The sequence below is a fragment of the Bacillus sp. S10(2024) genome, assembly GCF_050473865.1.
GTDB lineage: Bacteria > Bacillota > Bacilli > Bacillales > Bacillaceae_G > Bacillus_A.
This window is the reverse complement of record NZ_JBFLUR010000002.1, coordinates 957,363-977,884: the sequence shown is the minus strand read 5'-3', so window position 1 is coordinate 977,884 and position 20,522 is coordinate 957,363. Positions and strand designations below refer to the sequence as shown.

The following is a 20,522-nucleotide window of genomic DNA, read 5'->3' as shown; positions in this document are numbered from 1 at the left end:
ACTTTGAGGTCTTTTTCATTACCTATTCGTTTTGTATTATTTTCTTCTTTTTTTATGACACTCGGTCATTTTGCTGTAATGGCTTTTTTGGCTATCTATTTATCTAATTCTTTACATTTTTCCGCTATGCAAGTGGGTACCATTTTAACAGCCCTTACGATTACTTCGCGAATATTCCCATTATGTACCGGAATACTTGCAGATCAAATCGGCTATATTACTATGATGATAATCGGAATAATTTTACGAGGGATTGGTTTTCTTTCACTAGGAATATTTTCTGGATTTCACACCATTATGCTCGCTACAATATTCATTGGATTTGGGACAGCTTTCTATGAACCTTCTGCACGAGCTGTCTTCGGCTCTCAACCAGCCCATATAAGAAAAGATACCTTTACATACTTAAATCTCTTTTTAAATGGCGGAGCAATTATTGGACCGATTGCAGGGAGCATATTGCTTAAATGGAATCCTATGTATCCATTTATATTTACCGGATCACTCATGTTAGTTCTTGCATTCCTATTCTTTCTTCTTAGATCTCACTTTCATGTTACTGTGTACGAAACACAACTTTTAACAGGAATAAAAGCGGCTGGTCAAAACAAACCCTTTCTATCTTTTTCACTCATCATGGTGTTTTTTTATACGATGTTTACACAGCTTACGGTTGCATTACCACTTCATATGAATAATATAAGCCACGATCAAAACTTAGTAGGACTTGTCATTACAGTAAACGCGATTACAGGTTTTTTATTTATGATTGTATTTAAATATCTCTTCAAAAAATATTATGCGCTGTCTCTTGTAAAGTATGGTGTGTTACTAATGGGGCTATCTTTTCTTCTCATCCCATTGGCTTTTCATCCAAATTGGCTTTTGGTATGTGTTATTTTATTTACAATCGGGGAAACACTTGTATTACCGAATGCCGATATTGCGGTAGCGAACTTTAGCAACGAACAATATACAGCAACCTATTTTGGTTTCTTCCAACTATCACTTGCCCTAGGATTTACGATTGGAAACTATACAGGAACTTTCTTTACGAAGTATTGGCAAAATATGAGTTTTCCTTGGATTCTTTTTGGTCTTTTAGGCATTGTTGGATTTTCACTTCTTCATTTTTTAAATCGATCTGTTAAAACGGATGAAAATCTAATGCATATAAAACAGAGTATGTAACGTTCTTACATACCCTGTTTTCGCCTTCACATATGTTAAATTTATCTACAATCAAACCAAAAATAACCTTTTTTTCATATATTTGTTATTATATAAAAAGAAAGTAAATTACTTTGAAAGGAATGAAACAGATTATGACAAAAGACACAAACAAATCTCGTATTATTTTCATGACTATCGTTTCCGCATTACTCTTCTGTTCTTTATTTGTTGCGGGTTCACTTTCTCCACTTGCTGATTCCGGGCCTAAAACCAATAAGTTTGGTACTTATGGTATGTGGGCAAGTATAGGTACCGTTCTTGCAATTTATATCCTACCTTTAATTTTATATATTGTAGGAGTAAATGTAATGAAAATCGTCATGGCCGTTTTTTGTGGATTGGGGATTCTCACAACCTTGACAATACTTGTGGTCATTTTAACGATGGGTAAATCCCCTATTTTACTAGTACTTTGCATAGCCTCTTTAATCGTTAACGTTTTGTGGTATTTCATAGCTTTTCGTTCACCATCAAAGCTTAATCATCAAAAACGCTTTATCTAATAAAACAAGTTATTTACAATACAACTTGTTTTAAGGAGCTACCAAAATGAAAATTACGTTTGTAAAAGTTGAGGTACTATTACCAGAAGAATATATCGAAACATTAAGAAATAGACTAAATGATATTGGTATTTTGACAATAGGTAAGTATGATCATGTTATTTCTTACTCATATGTTAAGGGATCTTGGAGGCCACTAGAAGGGGCTATCCCTTTTAACGGTACTACTGGTGAAATATGCTTCGGTACGGAATGTAAAATGGAATTTAGATGTTTGTATGAAAAAATTGAAGAAGTGTTACGTATTATCAAAAGCATTCATCCCTACGAAGAACCTGTAATAAATGTATTGCCCTTATTATTCCGAGTGAAACATTATAAAATTTACAAAAGTAAATGCGAAGCAACCTAGCTTCGCATTTTTAAAATCAGAATCATTCTGTCCATAATCTCTTTATATCAATTAATTGCTCACCGTTAAATTTCATCCTATATACATCCGGTTTTGAAGTCTCCATTAAAAATTCATATCCATATTGACGATCAAAGTATTCCATCATTAAAGTCATGACAAGTCCATGAGTTCCAATTACAATTTTATGCCTTTTATAATCTGTTAATATCTCCTTCAATACTGTAACAGCACGGTTCTGACATTCTTCTTTTGATTCTCCGCCGCGTATTGAAAAATTTGGACTCGAAAACATCTTCTTTACAAGTGGATACACCTCCTTATCTGACATTATCGTGTCTTCACTTGTAAACATACATTCTCTAAGATTTTCGTCTATTAATATTTCTTTCTTATAAAAATGAGCTAACTCCTCAATTGTCAACATAGCTCGGCTATATGGGCTGGAAATGAATGTGTTTATCCCTTCATCTTTCAATAATTCAGTTACTCTATTTGCATCAAACTTCCCCTTCTCAGTCAATCCACGCATTCGTTCGTTACCTTCTGTTTTAGGGGATTCACCATGTCTTACCATATAAATGTATGTATACATAATTTCCTCCTGAAATTACTGTGATTTTATATTATACACAAATCTAGGGTTTAACCTCGTAGAACCCTACACGGCGATTAATATTACAATCTTAGACTCTTTTTTTCTTTGCCTTTATAATTAAAAAACTTGGTTGTTTTAATAACTTCTCATAAGATGATGGATGATTTTTTCTCAATTCTTCAGTAGGGGTCGGTTCAATCATTTTTTCAATCTCGAATTGATGAAGTGTATCATTTATAATATCTTGCAGCGGCCGGCGGTAAAAGTATATATCAACATACTTATCACTTTTCTTCCATCTATCGTGAAGAAATTCGCGGTTAAAGTACTGTTTATTCTCTGATAAATGAATATCCATTGTTGGATGATGAACGGAGAACAAAAATGTTCCATTTGGCTTTAGTATTCTCGCAAATTCAGCAAATGTAAGGTTCCAGTCTGCAATATAATGAAGAGCTAACGAACTAACAATATAATCATATGTACGATCTGCAAAAGGTAACGTATTTTCAAAATCTAGTTGAAAAGCGTCTGCTTTCTCTCCTATTCTTCTTTTTGTAGCCGCAACCATTTCACTACTAATATCAATCGCGGTTACATTTGCTCCCCTATTTAAAAACTGCTCTGTATACCATCCTGCTGCACACCCAGCATCGAGTACATTCATCTCTTTCATATTGCTAGAGAACTGACTCATCATAGCTGGACGTTCATAATCTGTATTATACGGGCCCTCATGATCAACGCTATGTTCATAATAACTAGCTAATATATCGTATGCATCAATAATTTGCTGTTTATTCATACTCTATCTTCCTTTCATTTCTGAAGACGTAACTTTCTAATAAATTCCATATAATTACAACCATTAACCAAAAACACTTTATTCTTTAAAAAAGCCACTAAAAAATCCTCAAATATGCAGAAGAAAAGCTATTCTTTCATAGTACTTTCGATTCTCTTCCGTTTAAAAAGGTGAAAAAGTAACCAAATCAGTAACAAAGTCCAAAGTAGAATATATATGTCCACCAAGTGTAAAAAACGTCCAGCTTTCCCCTTGAGAGAAAGACAACTTAAAATGATCCCATTCATTTCCCTCTCTTGCAATACTGTTCAAGGCTGAGAACACTGGAACAAATAAAATACAACAAATATTAATGATACTGCCTATTATACTGATGCGTTGTTTCTTTTTCTGGGAGAGATAAACACAGGAAAGGCTGAATGCGATTAATAAAAAAACATAATAGATTGCCCAAAACCAGCCAGGTAAAGAAGAAAACATCACATGAATCCACCTCTCGTTTAAAAGGACACATTTTTCATTTTAACATAATTCCGAATAATTAAATACATTCAACTGGATAATACTGGCATTTATTTTTACATGAATAAAAGAAGAAGCAGCAACTATACAGTTGCTGCTTCTTCTTTTTGTACATCTATTCTACGAATTTCAATACGCTTAATTTGATGTGCGTCTTTTTCTAAAACTTTAAATTCATATCCTTCTGTTTCAACAAATTGTCCTTCTTGAATTTCGTGATTTTGTGTCATCACCCAACCGCCAATTGTATCAACTTCTACTTCATCAATGTGTAATCCAAATAAATCTTGAATCTCACTTATCAATACTTTACCGTCGACAATTTTATGATGCTCGTCAACATGATGAATTGGAGGATGCTCATCTTCATCATATTCATCACGAATTTCACCAACAATTTCTTCTAATATATCTTCAAGCGTCACAATTCCTGCTGTCCCGCCATATTCATCATATAATACAGCCATTGGAATCCTCTTCTTTTGCATTTGCAGAAGTAAATCATGGATTGGAATTGTCTCCATTACTTCAATAATAGGACGCATAAATGTTTTGATAGATTGTAGGTCTTCTTTATCGTTTTTCATATAACGAATAAAGAAATCTTTTACGTTCACCATACCAATAATATCATCTTTGTCTTCTCCAAAGATTGGATAACGTGTATACTTTTCACTTCGGATAACTTTCATATGATCTTCCACTGAATCTTCAAGATAGAAACCAACGATTTCTGTGCGCGGCACCATAATCTCTTTTGCAATACGATTATCAAATTCAAAAATATTGTTTACATATTTATACTCCGCTTGATTAATTTCTCCATTTTCATAGCTCTCTGAAAGAATAAAACGTAATTCCTCTTCTGAATGCGCTACCTCATGCTCAGAAGCGGGTTTTAATCCGAATAAACCAGTTACAAGACGCGCTGATTTATTTAACATCCAAATAAATGGGAACATAATTTTGTAAAACATAATAAGCGGTGCTGCAAACAACATTGTAATTGTCTCTGCCTTTTGAATTGCCACAGTTTTCGGTGCTAATTCACCAACAACAACATGTAAAAAGGTAACCGTTGCAAATGCAAGAATATACGATACTGAATTCGCAGCTGTTTCTGGTAAATGCAGATCTTGAAATAACGGTTGTAATAAGCGATGAACCGTAGGCTCTCCTAATGATCCGAGCGCAAGAGCTGTAATAGTTATCCCTAATTGACACGCCGATAAATATTCATCTAAATTCGCTGTTACCTTTTTGGCTGCTAATGCGCCTCGTTTTCCTTCCGCGACAAGTTGGTCGATACGACTTGAACGCACCTTAACCATAGCAAACTCTGCTGCCACGAAAAATCCAGTAAATGCGATTAAAATCGCAATCATAACTAAATTAAATATTTCCAAAGAATCCCCCTTAGTTCGAAAACTAAGGTGTCCACCTCCTGTATAAATAATTACTTTCTTTTACTCTCTAAATTTAGAAAATAACGCGCTATACAGAAATTAAAAGGGTGGATAGCTCTATCTACTATAATAGTAAGATAAGAGATTGGATTAAAGCTGTCGTTTGAGTTGATAAATGTTTCGTTAGTTTTTTGCGCTGTAAATCTGTTAACCCATCTAATAACGGTTTTAATTCTACTAATTCCGTCTCCAAACGGTGGATACGCTCTGTTACATCATTTACTTGTTCCGAAACGTTTTCATTTACACCGAGCAGCTTTTTTTTCTCCTCGATCCTATCCTTAATTTCAGAAAGCGGTATATGCATTTCTTTACATCTCTCAATAAAACGTAATGTTTCAATTGCTGTTTCGTCGTAGTAGCGATAATTGGATTGAGATCGCTCCGCTTTCAAAATACCTAGATTCGTATAATAATCAATCGTTCGTTTCGAAACATGAGCCATGTGAGCCAACTGTCCGATTCGGTACACCTTCCCAACGACCTTCCCTCCCCAGTATATGTCACATTCAATCATACAATACATAAACTGTACAGTCAAACGTTACAGTTTAAAAAATGTTTTATAGAAATATTAAGATTCACCTTTTTTCAGCCAAAAAGAAGAAGCTATAAATCTACATGTCGTAGAATAGCTTCTATTTCTTACTACATTTTATTTGATAAAAGTTCTGTGGTTTTTATTACATTCGCAAACATTTTATCTAAAGCACTCATGAATACTGTATGAACATGTTTAGCCTGAATCAATTCATTGTTAAATACAAGATCTTTTGTCGTACAAGCATCTTCAATTACTGTACATCTAAACTTTAAATCACTAGCAGCTCGAACTGTTGTATCAATACACATATGTGTCATCATTCCGCATATCACCAAGTGATTAATTCCCTCTTGCTGAAGTAATTCGAGTAATTTAGTTTTCCGAAAACTGTTTGGATAATTTTTTTGTACAACCAATTCATTTTTAAACGGTACCACACGAGGATGAATTTTTACACCTTCTGTATTCGGAAGAAAAAAAGTAGCTCCTTCTTTTACTGAAATATGTTGCACGTGAAATATAGGTAAATTCATTCCCCTAAAAAATCCAGCGCTTTTTTTGCATTTTCTACCGCTTTTAATGGTTCATGCAATTCACATCTGCCACCTGGAAAGTAATCATTTTGAATATCAATTAATACGAGTCCCGTTTTCATTACATTTCATCTGGACTATAATAATCTAACACATTATTGCCTATCCCTACTTCTGAAAAAATAACATGGGTAACTGTTTCAGCAAATTTTGAAACATCGTCAATAAACGCTTCTACTTCTTGAAAGCTTCGGACAGAAATTTTCACTATATAACTAGCAGGCCCTGCTACGCGATAACAAAAAACAGCTCGTGGATAAGCTTTCATGTATGCTCTAAACCTTTCACACTGTCCATTTTTTGTTTTCACTTCTAATACAGCCTGAATATGAAAACCTAACTTATCATAATTAATTTTTGTTGTATAACCTTCAATAATCCCTTCATCCTCTAACTTCCGTACTCTTTCAGCTACGGAAGGCGCAGACAAATTAACTTTTTTAGATAATTCACGAATGGAAAGACGAGAATTTTGATTTAAGCATTGTAAAATTTGTGCGTCAATTACATCTATTTTCATTTGTAATGTCCCTCTCATAAATTCGTTTTAACCACAAAGAAAAATCATAGAATGCATTATTTATAGAAAGGAAAATAGCTCCATCTCATATTATTATATACTTATAAAATTTATTGATCTATGTAAGGAGGAAACCCCATGGCACTAGAAATGAAAGCAAATTGTCAAACTTGTAATACTTCCCTTCAAGGAGATTCAGAAGCATATATATGTGTATATGAATGTACCTTTTGCCCATCTTGTACAGAAAATACAAATCATGTCTGTCCAAATTGTGGTGGTGAATTAGTTCGAAGACCGAAAAAAAAATAACGGTTTTACGTATTAAAAGCGCAAAATCTATAAGATTTTGCGCTCTTTACTGTTATTTTTTCACCACTTAATTTCTTTTATCTTTTCAATGATTACTTCGGCTAAAAATTCATACCCATGTACTCCAAAGTGTAGTCCATCTTGATTTTCATTCTCTAAAAGAAGCTTATAATTTGGTAGCTGAATGATAGATGTATACAAATCAAGAAAATTGCTACCAGTTCGAGTTGCTACATCTGATACAACTTCTGCATATTGCTTTAAAACAGCATTTGTTCTTGCATTTTGCCTTTCCTCATCAACTGGAGCTGGGCTAATTAACAATACTTTGTGTGGTGAAATTCGTTCTACAATTTCTTGTATATTCTCTCTATATTCTTGTAATGGTATTTGTTTATGAAATGCAGCATCATTCGCACTAAAAAATACAATTACAAAACTAGGCTGATGAGATAATACATCTTCTTCAAGCCTTTTGAGTGCATCATTCGTATTATTACCTGAAATACCTGCATTCAAAATCTCCCATTCAGGAAAAGCATTTCGCAATCTAGGTGTTAATCGCAATGCCTTATTTTCAAATATTTCTCTTGCTGTTATACTATCCCCAAAACAAATTAACCTTTTCACTTTCTGCACTTGCCGTTTCTATTTATAACCTATCTTTATATGATATTATTTATCAAATAACTTTCCTTCAAGTGCCTCAATATACCTCTTCGCTGATTTTTGAACAGCTTCATTTGCTTTTTCCTTCACAATTCCATGAAACGCATTATATAATCGATTAAACTTCAATTCTTTTACGTTCTCAGCCATTTCTTTCACTTTCCATGCTGGTAATGGAATAAGATTCGGATAACTGTACATAAAGCTTACCCATTTTGCATCAGCAACAACTTGAATAATATCTCCAGTTAATAGAACTCCTCTTCCTTCATCTCCATTTTTCCAATGTAATACAGAGCCACCGCTAAAATGCCCACCTAAACGATACAGTGTAAGATTCTCAGAAAGTTGTAACGATTCTCCAGACCAAAATACAATACGTTCGCTTGGACGCGTCACCCATTCCTTATCATCTTCATGCATGTAAATAAGAACATCAAAGCGCTCTGCCCATTCTACTTGTGTAGAATAATAATGCGGGTGTGATAAAGCAATGCCATGAATCCCCCCTAATTCATTTATTCTTTCTACAGTCTCTTCATCAATATATGTAATACAATCCCATAACAAATTATATGAATCTGTTTGGACTAAATAAGCATTTTGACCAATTGCAAACTTCGGTTTTGTTGTGATGCTATATAAATTTTCTTCTTCTTTTACAATCTCATTCTTATACGTTTTGCTTTCCTGTAGACTCTCTAACGTTGTCCATGTTTGTCCCATCGGATTTACATATTGACGCTCTTCATTACAAATTACACAGTTTACAGGTGGTTCATTATAAAGTGGGTATTGTACACCGCACGTGATACAAACATAATGCTTCATCTTTATATCTCTCCTTCAAATTAACTAGAAATATCATAATCAATGTGTAGTCCAGTTAAGTACACACTTAATATCCCTTGATGTGTACATTCAAAGTGAACCAACCAATTGAAACACTTTTCGATATCAGGATCATTCATTTCTTTCCAAACCACAGTTCTTTCCCACTCGATTTGCTCCGAAGTAAACATTTTATAACCATTCTCTAATTCACTATAATATGCTTTCAACTTATCGAGATTTACAGCCATTTCTGAATCCATTCGTTTTCCCCGCCATGATGGCCCTTTTTTATTCACCATCGCACGCAAATATATTTCTCGTGCATCTGCAATATGACGAAGCTCTTCTCCTAATGTTTTCATAGATTCATATGGCCGAAAAGAAAGATCTTCTGAACTTAAGTAATCTAATAAACTATTAGTAAGACTAGAATAATACTCCCAATATTCAACAATTGATGTTTGCGCCATAACCATCTCCCTACAAACATTCGTTCTTTTTTACAGAATATCACAAAATAAACTTTCAAATCAATTATTTTTACATTATTTTAAAATAATTGAATATTTAATTTATTATCTTGTTTGTTATACAAAAATAATAATTATCATAAACTATTATATAATACAATACAGAAAGAAAGCGCTTAACAAGAGAAAGAAATTAAATTTTCTATACAATAAAAATGATTGAAAAAATAAATTTACGAAAAATTCATTTTTGTCTTGCATAATAATTTATTTTTGTTATTATCGTTAGTAATTCGACAAAAAATGACTTTGTATTGTAATTGTTGTACAAAAAATTCAAAATTTTTAAATTCGGAGGTTTTTTCGTGTCAAAAAATGTACAAACTTCACATATTTTTGTGATTGGGCTTATGCTCTTTGCCCTTTTCTTTGGAGCAGGTAATTTAATTTTCCCTGCTATGTTAGGACAAACAGCTGGAAGTAACGTATGGGTTGCTACCGCTGGATTTTTAATTACAGGAGTTGGTGTACCACTACTTGGTGTATTAGCATTTGGTGTTTCTGGTAGTGATGACTTACAAGCAATGGCAAGTCGAGTACATCCATGGTTTGCGAGTGTATATGCATTTATTCTTTATTTAGCAATTGGTCCTCTTTTTGCCTTACCAAGAGCAGGAAGCGTATCATTTGAAATAGGTGTAAAACCATTCGTAGGAGAAAATAGTGGTCATTTACCTTTAATTATTTTCACTATCGTATTTTTCGGCATAACTTGTTTACTCTCTTTAAATCCTACAAAGATTGTTGATGTTGTCGGAAAGTTTTTAACTCCGATTAAATTATCATTTATCGGTATTTTAGTTGTTACCGCTGTTGTAAAACCAATTGGTGGCATTCAAGCGCCAACACAAGAATTTGTTACAAATTCTTTCTTCAAAGGCTTTCAGCAAGGCTATTTAACAATGGATACTCTTGCAGCTTTCGTATTTGGTATTATCATTATTAATGCAATCAAAGCGAAAGGTGTAAGTGACCAAAAAGTAATCATCAATGTTTGTATAAAAGCCGCATTAATTGCTGCAGTCGTATTAATTGCTGTTTACACTTCACTTGCATTTATGGGGGCTTCTAGTGTTTCTAAATTAGGACACTTAGAAAATGGCGGAGAAGTTTTATCAAAAGTAGCAAATTACTACTTCGGTTCTTTAGGAAATGTGTTATTAGGAATGATGATCACTGTAGCTTGTTTAACAACAAGTGTTGGGCTGACTACAGCATGTTCATCCTATTTCCATAAAGTATTTCCACAAATATCATATAAAACATTCGCTGTTATTTTAGCTATATTCAGTGCTATCATTGCAAATCTTGGCTTAACAGAGCTGATTACCATATCTGTACCTGTATTAACAGCGATATATCCGTTAGCGATTGTATTAATTTTCTTAACGTTTTTACACCGCGCGTTTAAAGGAAGATCAGTAGTATATCAAGTAAGCTTACTGTTTACTTTTATCGTAAGTCTCTTTGATGGACTAAATGCTGCAAATCTAAAAGTTGAAGCAATCAATTCTTTATTCTCTCGCATTTTACCTTTATATGATGCTGGACTTGGATGGATTATGCCAGCACTTATCGGAGCTGTATTAGGCTATGGAATTAGTTTATTACGAGTGAAGAATACTTCTAGTGTAGATACATCTCATGATCTTGCACGTAAAAAAACATCCTAAACTGAACAAGTTTAGGATGTTTTTCATTTTCAATTCTCTTCTGTCCACTTTTTCACTTTTTCTACATCTTCACTATAAACATTACGATGTCCGTAACGTACATCTTCGTAAATCGAGACAATATCTTTGCTTTTCCGTAGACGAAACAGCCATTGTTGAATGGTTTCAAAAGGACGACGTTGTTCATGTTGGGGTAACGCTCGCTCCCACTGTGCAACAGCGGCTCTAATTTTATTGTCTGGTAAAGAAGCGAAAACTTGCTGAATAGTAGTCTCCTCACCTTTCTGTTCACTGCTCATTTTAAGAATTTCTTCTTCACTTTTCCCTCTCTTTCTCTTCAAACGATATAATACAATTAAAACTAGTATGATTGTGATAACTGAAATCATGATAAACAATTGCTGGCCAGGAAAGGGTTTACTATCAACATGGGGCGCTGTGACTCTTTTTTCTACTTCGCTATCCTCTTGTTCCATCGGCTCCCCTTCACCTTTTTTGACATCCGATTTTGTTTTTGTCCGTTTTGCCTTCTCCCAAGGAGGCACCGCTTCTTTGCTCTTAGATGTTTTAGCGGGAACCCACCCATCCGTAATAGGTGATCGCTCTTGTTTCAACAATTCTTTTAATATTTTTTGCGTATAAAGCGCACCGCTTGATATAGACATAGCAAGTAATAAACAAATACTAACTAAAAGCATCTGAAACATGAAACGCTTTCGTTTATATATCATACTCGTATGGCCTCCCAGATCAATTGCAATAATAACCACTAATTATCCCCGCTACTTTATTTCACCACTTGCAACCATCCCCCATGTTTTTCAGGTGGATTCCCAATAATAATCGGAATAGCTCCAGCTTCTTGCTGGCGGAAACCGGTTTGATAGAAATAAGTCGAAGATAACGGAACATCTCGATCTGTTAAAGAAGACAATAATTGTAATGTTTTGTGCAATTGTTTTCGGTATTTACCAGACGTTATATGGACAATTCCGTTTTCGCACATACTATTCACCCATAGTTCAAATGAACAATCTTGTGCTATTAGTTCCCGGCAAATACCCGCTGTCACTTCGATTAAATACTCTATATCAGTACGCAGTGTATAACCCGTTGAACCTAATACATTTAAATAGACCGCATACCGATCACCTTGCGTATATTCATATTTTTTTGCACTTAATACACCTGTTTTTGCAGTTGCTCCCCAATGGATAGCACGAAATGATTCCTGTTCATATGCCTTTACGCCAATAATCTTCGTTTCATCATAAAGAGGCGAAACAGCTGCAGTTCGAAATCCGTGTTTCCAGCTGTTTGTTTCCGGAATATTTATTTTGGCAATGCGAGGATATATACGAAAGCACGGCATATGTTGTTTCCTTATTGGGATGTGAATTGTAATAAGATGAAATGGATCAGACAAAATGATTTCCGCTTCTTGCCAGCTATGTAGTCCTCTTTGCTGCGCTGATACATGTAAATATATGTCTAACGTTTCCTGCTTTTTCAGTTGCAAAGGAATACGATACGAATGAACTGATTGCTCTAATTCACCTTCTGACCATCCCCATTTCATCTGTTCATCCGAGCGAAAGCGAAAAGAAACTTCAAAAATCGGCAGTTTTGTTGGATTTACAATACGTACACGGCAATGCCCGTTCTCAGCAATAAAAAGACGTTCGTGTTGTTGTGATATTTCACAATATATTTGTGAAGCTTTCCGTACATACCAATGAGCAAAACTAACCATAAGCAAATAAAAAAAAGCAAGTACAAACAGAAAGAAATTTTGTATAAATAGCCACATAAGTATAGTAATAAAAGCGATACTCCATGCAACATACGTTTCCACAAACGGATGTTTAATTGTTAATTTCTCTTTCATACATTCTCCACTGGGACAGCCACATGCTCCAAAATCTCTTTCATTACATGTGCTTTCGTTGTTTTCATATCCCCTTCAATGCTAAGAGTTAATCGGTGAGCACAAACAGGCTCTGCTAGCGTATAAAAATCATCCGGTGTACAAAATTCTCTTCCCTTTAATAACGCCCGGGCTTGTGCTGCTTTCATGAAAGCCAATGAACCCCGTGGACTCACCCCAATTTCAACAAGTTCATGCTGACGTGTCTTCTCCACAATATCCAATAAGTAATCTTCTACTTCTTCATGAATTTCAACCTGCTTTGCTTGTTCTTGCAAAGATAGAATATCCGTAAGAGACACCACACTTTGTAAATCGCGCATCGGATCTTGTTTGCGGAAACGACGTAACATCTCCTTTTCATGCATTCGACTTGGATACCCTTGTCTGATCGTTAATAAAAAACGATCTAACTGCGCATCCGGAAGCGGAAATGTACCAGCAGACTCTAATGGATTTTGCGTAGCAAGTACAATAAACGGCTGCGGCAACACATGCGTTTCCCCGGCAATCGTAACCGTACGCTCCTCCATCACTTCTAATAAAGCGGACTGAGTACGCGGAACGGCACGATTAATTTCATCGACTAGCACGATATTAGCAAAAATCGGCCCCATCCTCGTTTTAAAATCAGATTCTTTCATGTCAAAATACTCTAAACCAACTACATCCCCCGGCAATGTATCTGATGTAAATTGTACACGCTGAAATTTTCCATCTATACTTTTCGCAAGACTTTTCGCTAATGATGTCTTCCCTGTTCCTGGAACATCTTCTAATAAAATATGTCCGTTTGCTACCAATGCAATCATTGCTAAATCAATTACCTCTTCTTTTCCTACAATGACTTGCGAGACATTTTCTCGAATTCTTTCTAAAATTGACATACTCTTCTCATCCTCCTTCTTAATATTTTCTGTTTTTTCTGATATTTATTTGTAGTATATCAGAATTCACATATTTACCGTTTATTTTTTGAGACTTTTTGTAAAATAAGTTTTCTTTTTACATATATTAAATTATAAAAAATACAATTCATCCCAAAAAATATTTGCAAAAATTATTTAAATATTGTATATTATGAATCAACATACTAATGCTATAAAAAAGCAACGAAAAGGACACGAGATATTCTATACGGTTTTACAGAGAAGGAAGAATTGCTGAGATCTTCCTAAACGCAGGAGAATATACTTACCACCTTGGAGCTGTATTGGGGAAACATAGTATCCAATACCGTAGACGCTACGTTACAGCGCACGGAGCCATCGACACTTTTTTTAGTACGATGGGAATCTGGGTGGAACCACGGGTATTAACGCACTCGTCCCTGTTTTAGGGATGAGTGCGTTTTTTATTTTTCTCAATTCCATATAACAATTAGCTATGAAAAGGACATGAGGTATTCTTACGGTTTTACAGAGAAGGAAGAATTGCTGAGATCTTCCTAAACGCAGAAGAATATACTTACCACCTTGGAGCTGTATTGGGGAAACATAGTATCCAATACCGTAGACGCTACGTTACAGCGCATGGAGCCATCGACACTTGTTTAGTGTGATGGGAATCTGGGTGGAACCACGGGTATTAACGCACTCGTCCCTATTTTAGGGATGAGTGCGTTTTTTTATATTATAAAATGGAGTGATAATGATGAGTAACAAAATGATTCAAATTCGTTTTCCAAATGGTCGTGAACAGGAGTATATAAAAGGAACTACATTAGAGGCAATTGCAGAATCAATTAGTCCTGGGTTAAAAAAGAAAGCTATTGCCGGAAAAGTGAATCAGCAACTATTTGATTTACGTAGAGGCATACAGGAAGATGCAAAAATTGAGATTCTAACTTTAGAATCAAAAGAAGGTTTAGATGTGCTACGTCATACAGCAGCCCACATATTAGCACAAGCCGTTAAAAGAATACACGGTCACATCAACTTAGGCGTTGGTCCTGTTATTGAAAATGGGTTTTACTATGATATGGATCTTCCAAATAGTATTGCAGTTGAAGAATTAGTTCAAATTGAACAAGAGATGCAAAACATTATTGATGAAAATTTAGAAATTCAACGAATCGAAGTAAGCCGAGATGAAGCAAAACAAATATTTGAAGAGCTCGGTGACCATTTAAAATTAGAGCTATTACAAGATATCCCTGCTGATCAAAACATAACTCTTTACAAACAAGGTGAATTTTTAGACTTATGCCGCGGACCACATTTACCATCTACTGGTTTTATGAAAGCTTTTAAATTAACAAATGTTTCAGGAGCATATTGGCGCGGTGACAGTAATAACCAAGTCCTTCAAAGAATATATGGGGTTGCCTTCCCTTCTAAAAAGGAACTAGATGAGTATGTAATCTTTTTAGAAGAAGCCGCAAAACGCAATCATCGTAAATTAGGCAATGAATTAGAATTATTTATGTTCTCTGAAGAAGCGCCAGGAATGCCATTTTATTTACCAAAAGGACAAATTATCCGAAACGAAATGGAAGCTTTTTTACGAGGGATTCAGCAAAAGCGTAATTATCAAGAAGTTCGTACTCCTTTAATGATGAATCAAAAACTATGGGAAAACTCCGGTCATTGGGACCATTATAAAGAGAATATGTATTTCACAGAAGTTGATCATGGAAAATTTGCTTTAAAACCAATGAACTGCCCTGGTCACATGTTAATGTTTAGAAATAAGCTGCACTCTTATCGTGATTTACCAGTTCGAATGGCTGAATTTGGGCAAGTCCATCGTCATGAATTTAGCGGCGCTCTTAATGGACTTCTTAGAGTTCGTACATTCTGTCAAGATGATGCCCATATCTTTGTAACACCTGAACAAATTGAAGATGAAATAAAAGGAGTCATTGATTTAATCGATTATGTATATCGTACATTTGGTTTTGAATATGAAGTTGAGCTCTCTACAAGACCAGAAAATTCAATGGGAGATGACGAGTTATGGAACAAGGCGGAAGGCGCCCTGCAAAATGTACTAGAAGAGCTCAATTTCCGCTATAAAATCAATGAAGGTGACGGAGCGTTTTACGGTCCAAAGATTGACTTTCACATTAAAGATGCTTTAAATAGAAGCCATCAATGTGCAACTGTACAGCTCGATTTCCAAATGCCGGAGAAATTTAACTTAAGCTATATTAATGAAAAAAATGAAAAGCAACGTCCTGTTGTCATTCACCGTGCTGTATTCGGTTCAATAGATCGATTCTTTGGCATCTTAATTGAACATTTTGCCGGAGCATTCCCAACATGGTTAGCTCCCGTACAAGCAAAAATCATTCCTGTATCTGCCGAAGTACATGAACAATACGCAAAAGAAATAGAAGAAAAGTTAAAAGATGCTGGTGTACGAGTAGAACTTGATCTTCGCAATGAAAAACTCGGTTATAAAATGCGAGAAGCGCAAGTTCAAAAAGTTCCATATGTCCTTGTCGTTGGTGATCAAGAAGCCGAGCGTAACGAAGTAAACATACGAAAATATGGAGAAAAACAATCTAAAGCTGTACGATTTGACGAATTCTTTGCAAATATTCAGCAGGAAATTCAGAATAGAAACTTATAACACAAAAGAAACCGCAAGAAGTTCAAGAGATATTGAGCTGGACCACCAATATGAGACAGAAATAAAACATCTATGCTACCTGTTCCCGATACTCAATCGGGGACAGGTAGTTTAATTTTTTAAACGGTCGTATGTAATTATAATAATGCATGGAATCATTTATTTTTTCTAGTACAATAGAATTTGTAAGTCGTACCCTTTTTGGATATAGAATTCTTCCGACTTTCTCCTAATATCTTCACTTTCCGTTTTGGCTTTACTCTACACTAAAGGTTATATTTTTGCATAATTCTTTGTACGGCCTTTCGGTTAACGTGTATTGCTAATTTTGTTCGTAGCAACCCCGTGACAGTGCGATGTCCAATTCAAAATTTGCAAGTTGTACAAAGCTCTTTAATTTGCTTTTCTAGAGGAGACAAGCCCCATGACTTTCTCTTCCAACGATAATACGTAGCACGGGAGATACCCATGCATTCACAGATGAGGCCAATGGAATACCGATCTTTCATTTCTTCTATGAGCGTAATGATGACTTCTGGGACCATCTCCTTTCGATTTCCTGATACTTTTTAATAATTCTACTTTCATCTCAAGATAAGCATTTGTACATTTTAATTCTTCTATTTCCGTTAAGTCTGCAGGATCTTTCCAATAACTATAATGTTTGCCGATTGGTTGTGCGAATCGATGTTCTTCCTCATTTCGAAACCATTTCATCCATGTTTTAATTTGCGATACATCACGAATACCAAACTTCTCCATAATTTTACGATTGGTTAACTTTCCCTCCACCTTCAATTCAATTACTTGTCTCTTTACGGATTCTGGATAATATTTTTTCTTCTTACCCATAGAAAAAATACCTCCATTTTGTCGTTTACATCTATATACGACAGACGGGGGATTTTATCCTTGTTCCACTTTATCCAGTCATTACATACAGATTAACTAGAGGCTTTTGAGTAAACAGATTCAGCATCAAAAAGAAATATCTATTATGAGTTAAAAAATATAGAAAAATATTACATTATTAATGGTAAATGTTTCTATATTTGTTATAATTACTTTATGAAATTTTATCCAAATAATCCGAGGTGAAAAATAATGATTCTAGTATTACCTATGTTTTTATTTCTATTATTTATCTTTTATAAGATTTCTAAAATGGTTAGTAAAACTGTAGCTGTTTTAATCGATTTTTTATTTTTAGGAGGATTCACTGCCTATTCTTTACATGAAATTATATCGATAAAAATAGCAAGTGGGAACGCCGTTTATTTTTGGGATACTATATTTTTTATTGTTTCTTGCGTCCTATATTATATTGCTTTAAATTATCTAGTTATTAACTTTCCTAGACTAGCTGCATTTTTTAATTACATTATATCTTGGATTGGAACATTTTTAGTATATACAACAATCTGTGTCATCTCCATAGGAAATTTCCCCAAATTATTAAATAATGATTTCTTTAGTAAACTTACTAATCTTATTATTATTTCTATACTCGCCCTCATAACATTCAACATTAGAAAAACTATGTTTGCCAATGCAGAAACCAATGAAGAAAGAAATGAGGAACTTTGTTAGTTGATTATTAAATTTATATCATAAGACGGTTTTGATTACTTTTTTCATTTATTAAGTTAAAATGAGAATCCATAAGAATCCTTTCTGTTGGTTGATGTTTGGTCGCAATAACTTTAACAGAAACGGATTTTTTTTTCATCTTTTCAGTGAGATTTTGTGTTGGTTGGTGAATAATCAGGGTTTAACTATTAATATATATTATCACATCATTTATATAACAATCTAAAGGTTGCCCAGAATCAACAACCAAATAATGAGAATCAGATGGTTTTTTACTATTTTCAATCCATTCCTTAAATAATTCTTCCGATTCTACATGCTGAATTTGACTAATCATTCGCTTCCGATTTTTTAACCTGTTATCAATTTCCTGCATATCATTCAGATAACATTCAACATATTTGTATTTCGCATCATGTTTCTTAGCCACAGCTGTCCCCTTTTCCACCATTTCTACATACAAACAAGGACTATCAAGTATCACATCATGCCCTTGTGACAGATGAAAATCTATTAACGCCCATTCAATATCATACGAAATCTTACCAGCAAGCCTTGTATCAATATCATCTACCCCAAAAGATTCTAGCAGTGCCGTTTTCACAATATCATGGTCTATTATAATAGCTCCTGTCATTTTTGATATTTCCCTAGACAAAGTTGACTTACCCGAACCTGGGAAACCTGACATTTGAAGAAAAAACATAAGAATACACCCTCCATATACTTTAGTCTTTCATCTATTAAAACAAGCAATAAAAATACTTTCTACATACGTAAATTACTATCATCGCTATCAAATAAATTAAAAATAATCTTTCATTAATTCCTTCATCCATATTGGAGAATGAGTATCTTCTCTTGAATCAAACTCTGATACATAAGGCTTAATATCCAGAACTGGTGTCTTATTATTCGCATCTAGTCCTTTTACAATCATTACATTATCCTCAATTGATACGATCTCAACGGTAGAAATCCCAATAGGATTCGGACGATACTTTGTTCTTTGTGCAAAACATCCCTTTTCATCTAAAGATTCTATCCCTCTTGGTTTTCTAATCCAAGACTGCGTTTTTTCCTTAAATTGATCCATATAAAAAATAACGATCGCATGTGAATATTCTTCTAATCCAATTAGCCCATCTTTATATTCTGGATGAATTATGATTGTTGAAACAACCTCTCCCCACCGTTCATATACCTTTTCATCAATAATTGATGCCACTTCACCTATAAAAGACATATTTATTAAATTCAATTTTGTTTCCTTCTTTCTTTACATGGTGTACACTTATCGGCAGTAAATAAAATATCTTCCTTATTTGTTTACAACCCCAAAGGTAATTTTCATACTTGGAGCATAATTTAAAGAAGAATTAATATTGAATACCTCAGAAAATCGTAGTTCTGCTTTATACTGTTCATATGCCTCATTACATGTAGCCCCTCGATTTATTAAGCGTTCAAGAAACTCTTCTCTTTCAGCGGGGGCTATTCCTAGTCCTTCCTCTTTGAGAGAATCATATAATCTCTGCTTATCTGCTTGGTTTGCGTTAGAGTCAAGAAAATTAACTTTATCACTAACTCGACAATCAATATTTTTTACACCTAATTTACTTAAGTATGTCGGTAATTTAATCCCAATGTTTCCATCTTTTCCATTTCGTTTTGCATCTTCTTCAAACAGTTTCTGAAGAACACCAAGCTGCATAATTTCTGATTGATCGTATTCACTAAGATGATACGAAGACATATTGGAGATCCAGTGCGGTTCAAAACATATGATATTCCCTTCATTAACAACCGAATCGATCATTTTCTGCAACATTTTTATTGGATCAGTCATATGTAGTAGAAAAGCATGACAAACTGCTATATCATATTTACTCTCTAATTCAATTTCAGCAACATCAGCCACTATGAATTCAGTTTCATAAGGAAGAGTTTTAAACAAATTCTTTGCATCGTTAATCAATTTCTGTCCTTTATCAATACCTGTATATCTTGAACCTATCGGTAACAGTGGTAACAACTTAAGTCCTAAATAACCATACTCACAACCGTAGTCAATAATATGTACAGGCTTAGAAATTTTCCAAACTGAATTCACTAAAAATCCTAAATAATCATCGTTATAATATAAATCTCTTGTATTTTTTAAATAATCTAACTTTTCACCCCAATAATATTCTTCCAAATTAACACGCCTCCT

Annotated in this window: 26 protein-coding genes, 1 pseudogene and 2 other annotated features; of the genes and pseudogenes, 7 read left to right on the top strand and 20 right to left on the bottom strand. The window is 34.3% G+C overall.

Annotation, left to right across the window (positions count from 1 at the left end; genetic code table 11):
• Positions 1-3 precede the first annotated feature (3 nt).
• The 3 genes from AB1280_RS05075 (at position 4) to cutA (ending at position 2,148) form a co-directional block, all read left to right on the top strand.
• Entirely contained in the window at positions 4-1,191 is a 1,188-nt protein-coding gene (locus AB1280_RS05075; RefSeq protein ID WP_272187533.1) for an MFS transporter, read from the top strand.
• Between the two features lie 134 nt (positions 1,192-1,325).
• Positions 1,326-1,736 carry a DUF5391 family protein gene (locus AB1280_RS05070; RefSeq protein ID WP_429755076.1) on the top strand — a complete coding sequence of 137 codons (411 nt, stop codon included), beginning with the start codon at positions 1,326-1,328 and terminating at the stop codon, positions 1,734-1,736.
• A 46-nt stretch (positions 1,737-1,782) separates the two neighbouring features.
• Positions 1,783-2,148, top strand: a complete 366-nt coding sequence (cutA, locus tag AB1280_RS05065; RefSeq protein ID WP_429755075.1) for a divalent cation tolerance protein CutA — start codon at positions 1,783-1,785, stop codon at positions 2,146-2,148.
• Between the two features lie 22 nt (positions 2,149-2,170).
• Here the strand turns inward: cutA and AB1280_RS05060 are convergent, their stop codons facing one another.
• From AB1280_RS05060 to AB1280_RS05030, 7 genes and pseudogenes are all read right to left on the bottom strand, one after another.
• Complete coding sequence (locus AB1280_RS05060) at positions 2,171-2,743, bottom strand: histidine phosphatase family protein (RefSeq protein WP_429755074.1); 573 nt, start codon at positions 2,741-2,743, stop codon at positions 2,171-2,173.
• A 91-nt stretch (positions 2,744-2,834) separates the two neighbouring features.
• Positions 2,835-3,551: a class I SAM-dependent methyltransferase gene (locus AB1280_RS05055; protein WP_429755073.1), complete on the bottom strand. Its 717-nt coding sequence runs from the start codon at positions 3,549-3,551 to the stop codon at positions 2,835-2,837.
• A 162-nt stretch (positions 3,552-3,713) separates the two neighbouring features.
• Positions 3,714-4,031 carry a hypothetical protein gene (locus tag AB1280_RS05050; protein WP_429755072.1) on the bottom strand — a complete coding sequence of 106 codons (318 nt, stop codon included), beginning with the start codon at positions 4,029-4,031 and terminating at the stop codon, positions 3,714-3,716.
• Positions 4,032-4,156: 125 nt separating this feature from the next.
• Positions 4,157-5,479: a hemolysin family protein gene (locus AB1280_RS05045; RefSeq protein ID WP_272187527.1), complete on the bottom strand. Its 1,323-nt coding sequence runs from the start codon at positions 5,477-5,479 to the stop codon at positions 4,157-4,159.
• A 124-nt stretch (positions 5,480-5,603) separates the two neighbouring features.
• Complete coding sequence (locus AB1280_RS05040; RefSeq protein ID WP_272187526.1) at positions 5,604-6,011, bottom strand: MerR family transcriptional regulator; 408 nt, start codon at positions 6,009-6,011, stop codon at positions 5,604-5,606.
• Between the two features lie 176 nt (positions 6,012-6,187).
• Positions 6,188-6,738: pseudogene (locus AB1280_RS05035) on the bottom strand (cysteine hydrolase family protein).
• On the bottom strand, positions 6,738-7,196 hold the full coding sequence (locus AB1280_RS05030; protein ID WP_272187525.1) for an Lrp/AsnC family transcriptional regulator: 459 nt from the start codon (positions 7,194-7,196) through the stop codon (positions 6,738-6,740). Before AB1280_RS05030 ends, AB1280_RS05035 begins: the two are co-directional and overlap by 1 nt.
• 138 nt (positions 7,197-7,334) lie before the next feature.
• Here AB1280_RS05030 and AB1280_RS05025 point away from each other — a divergent pair, with 138 nt between their 5' ends.
• Positions 7,335-7,508 carry a DUF1272 domain-containing protein gene (locus tag AB1280_RS05025; protein ID WP_272187524.1) on the top strand — a complete coding sequence of 58 codons (174 nt, stop codon included), beginning with the start codon at positions 7,335-7,337 and terminating at the stop codon, positions 7,506-7,508.
• Between the two features lie 60 nt (positions 7,509-7,568).
• Here the strand turns inward: AB1280_RS05025 and AB1280_RS05020 are convergent, their stop codons facing one another.
• From AB1280_RS05020 to AB1280_RS05010, 3 genes are read right to left on the bottom strand one after another with little or no spacing between them, the layout of a single operon-like run.
• Complete coding sequence (locus tag AB1280_RS05020; RefSeq protein ID WP_429755071.1) at positions 7,569-8,138, bottom strand: GDSL-type esterase/lipase family protein; 570 nt, start codon at positions 8,136-8,138, stop codon at positions 7,569-7,571.
• A 45-nt stretch (positions 8,139-8,183) separates the two neighbouring features.
• Entirely contained in the window at positions 8,184-9,008 is an 825-nt protein-coding gene (locus AB1280_RS05015; protein WP_429755070.1) for an MBL fold metallo-hydrolase, read from the bottom strand.
• A 20-nt stretch (positions 9,009-9,028) separates the two neighbouring features.
• Positions 9,029-9,481: a DinB family protein gene (locus tag AB1280_RS05010; RefSeq protein WP_272187521.1), complete on the bottom strand. Its 453-nt coding sequence runs from the start codon at positions 9,479-9,481 to the stop codon at positions 9,029-9,031.
• A 365-nt stretch (positions 9,482-9,846) separates the two neighbouring features.
• On the opposite strand from AB1280_RS05010, the gene brnQ reads away from it, so the two are divergent.
• Entirely contained in the window at positions 9,847-11,214 is a 1,368-nt protein-coding gene (gene brnQ / locus AB1280_RS05005; RefSeq protein ID WP_429755069.1) for a branched-chain amino acid transport system II carrier protein, read from the top strand.
• Positions 11,215-11,243: 29 nt separating this feature from the next.
• On the opposite strand, the gene AB1280_RS05000 is transcribed toward brnQ, so the two are convergent.
• Genes AB1280_RS05000 through AB1280_RS04990 form a run of 3 tightly spaced genes read right to left on the bottom strand, consistent with a single transcriptional unit; the run spans position 11,244 to position 14,028 of the window.
• A complete protein-coding gene (locus AB1280_RS05000) occupies positions 11,244-11,945 on the bottom strand; it encodes a hypothetical protein (RefSeq protein WP_429755068.1) in 702 nt (233 codons plus the stop codon).
• Between the two features lie 56 nt (positions 11,946-12,001).
• Complete coding sequence (locus AB1280_RS04995) at positions 12,002-13,102, bottom strand: DUF58 domain-containing protein (RefSeq protein WP_429755067.1); 1,101 nt, start codon at positions 13,100-13,102, stop codon at positions 12,002-12,004.
• A complete protein-coding gene (locus AB1280_RS04990) occupies positions 13,099-14,028 on the bottom strand; it encodes an AAA family ATPase (protein ID WP_429755066.1) in 930 nt (309 codons plus the stop codon). The genes AB1280_RS04995 and AB1280_RS04990 overlap by 4 nt, the downstream gene beginning before the upstream one ends.
• 216 nt (positions 14,029-14,244) lie before the next feature.
• Positions 14,245-14,476 (top strand) — a binding site (T-box leader).
• Positions 14,477-14,518: 42 nt separating this feature from the next.
• Positions 14,519-14,748 (top strand) — a binding site (T-box leader).
• A 46-nt stretch (positions 14,749-14,794) separates the two neighbouring features.
• Here AB1280_RS04990 and thrS point away from each other — a divergent pair.
• Positions 14,795-16,717: a threonine--tRNA ligase gene (thrS, locus tag AB1280_RS04985; protein WP_429755065.1), complete on the top strand. Its 1,923-nt coding sequence runs from the start codon at positions 14,795-14,797 to the stop codon at positions 16,715-16,717.
• Positions 16,718-16,787: 70 nt separating this feature from the next.
• On the opposite strand, the gene AB1280_RS04980 is transcribed toward thrS, so the two are convergent.
• The 4 genes from AB1280_RS04980 to AB1280_RS04965 all read right to left on the bottom strand — a co-directional run bounded on the left by AB1280_RS04980 (position 16,788) and on the right by AB1280_RS04965 (position 17,569).
• Entirely contained in the window at positions 16,788-16,880 is a 93-nt protein-coding gene (locus tag AB1280_RS04980; RefSeq protein ID WP_429757279.1) for an IS3 family transposase, read from the bottom strand.
• 103 nt (positions 16,881-16,983) lie between these two features.
• Positions 16,984-17,082, bottom strand: a complete 99-nt coding sequence (locus tag AB1280_RS04975) for an IS3 family transposase (RefSeq protein WP_429757278.1) — start codon at positions 17,080-17,082, stop codon at positions 16,984-16,986.
• Positions 17,083-17,226, bottom strand: a complete 144-nt coding sequence (locus AB1280_RS04970) for a hypothetical protein (RefSeq protein WP_429755064.1) — start codon at positions 17,224-17,226, stop codon at positions 17,083-17,085.
• Positions 17,192-17,569: a transposase gene (locus tag AB1280_RS04965; protein WP_429755063.1), complete on the bottom strand. Its 378-nt coding sequence runs from the start codon at positions 17,567-17,569 to the stop codon at positions 17,192-17,194. Before AB1280_RS04965 ends, AB1280_RS04970 begins: the two co-directional genes overlap by 35 nt.
• Before the next feature lie 252 nt (positions 17,570-17,821).
• Between AB1280_RS04965 and AB1280_RS04960 the strand changes: the two genes are divergently transcribed.
• The gene (locus AB1280_RS04960) at positions 17,822-18,307 is read left to right on the top strand and encodes a hypothetical protein (RefSeq protein WP_429755062.1); all 486 of its coding nucleotides are present in this window, start codon (positions 17,822-17,824) and stop codon (positions 18,305-18,307) included.
• A 181-nt stretch (positions 18,308-18,488) separates the two neighbouring features.
• Here AB1280_RS04960 and AB1280_RS04955 read toward each other — a convergent pair whose 3' ends face one another.
• The 3 genes from AB1280_RS04955 to AB1280_RS04945 form a co-directional block, all read right to left on the bottom strand.
• On the bottom strand, positions 18,489-19,013 hold the full coding sequence (locus AB1280_RS04955) for an AAA family ATPase (protein WP_429755061.1): 525 nt from the start codon (positions 19,011-19,013) through the stop codon (positions 18,489-18,491).
• A gap of 99 nt (positions 19,014-19,112) precedes the next feature.
• Positions 19,113-19,568 (bottom strand): tRNA (N6-threonylcarbamoyladenosine(37)-N6)-methyltransferase TrmO, encoded by a 456-nt coding sequence (gene tsaA / locus AB1280_RS04950; RefSeq protein ID WP_429755060.1) that lies wholly within the window; start codon positions 19,566-19,568, stop codon positions 19,113-19,115.
• 60 nt (positions 19,569-19,628) lie between these two features.
• A complete protein-coding gene (locus tag AB1280_RS04945; protein WP_429755059.1) occupies positions 19,629-20,507 on the bottom strand; it encodes a methyltransferase domain-containing protein in 879 nt (292 codons plus the stop codon).
• Positions 20,508-20,522 lie beyond the last annotated feature (15 nt).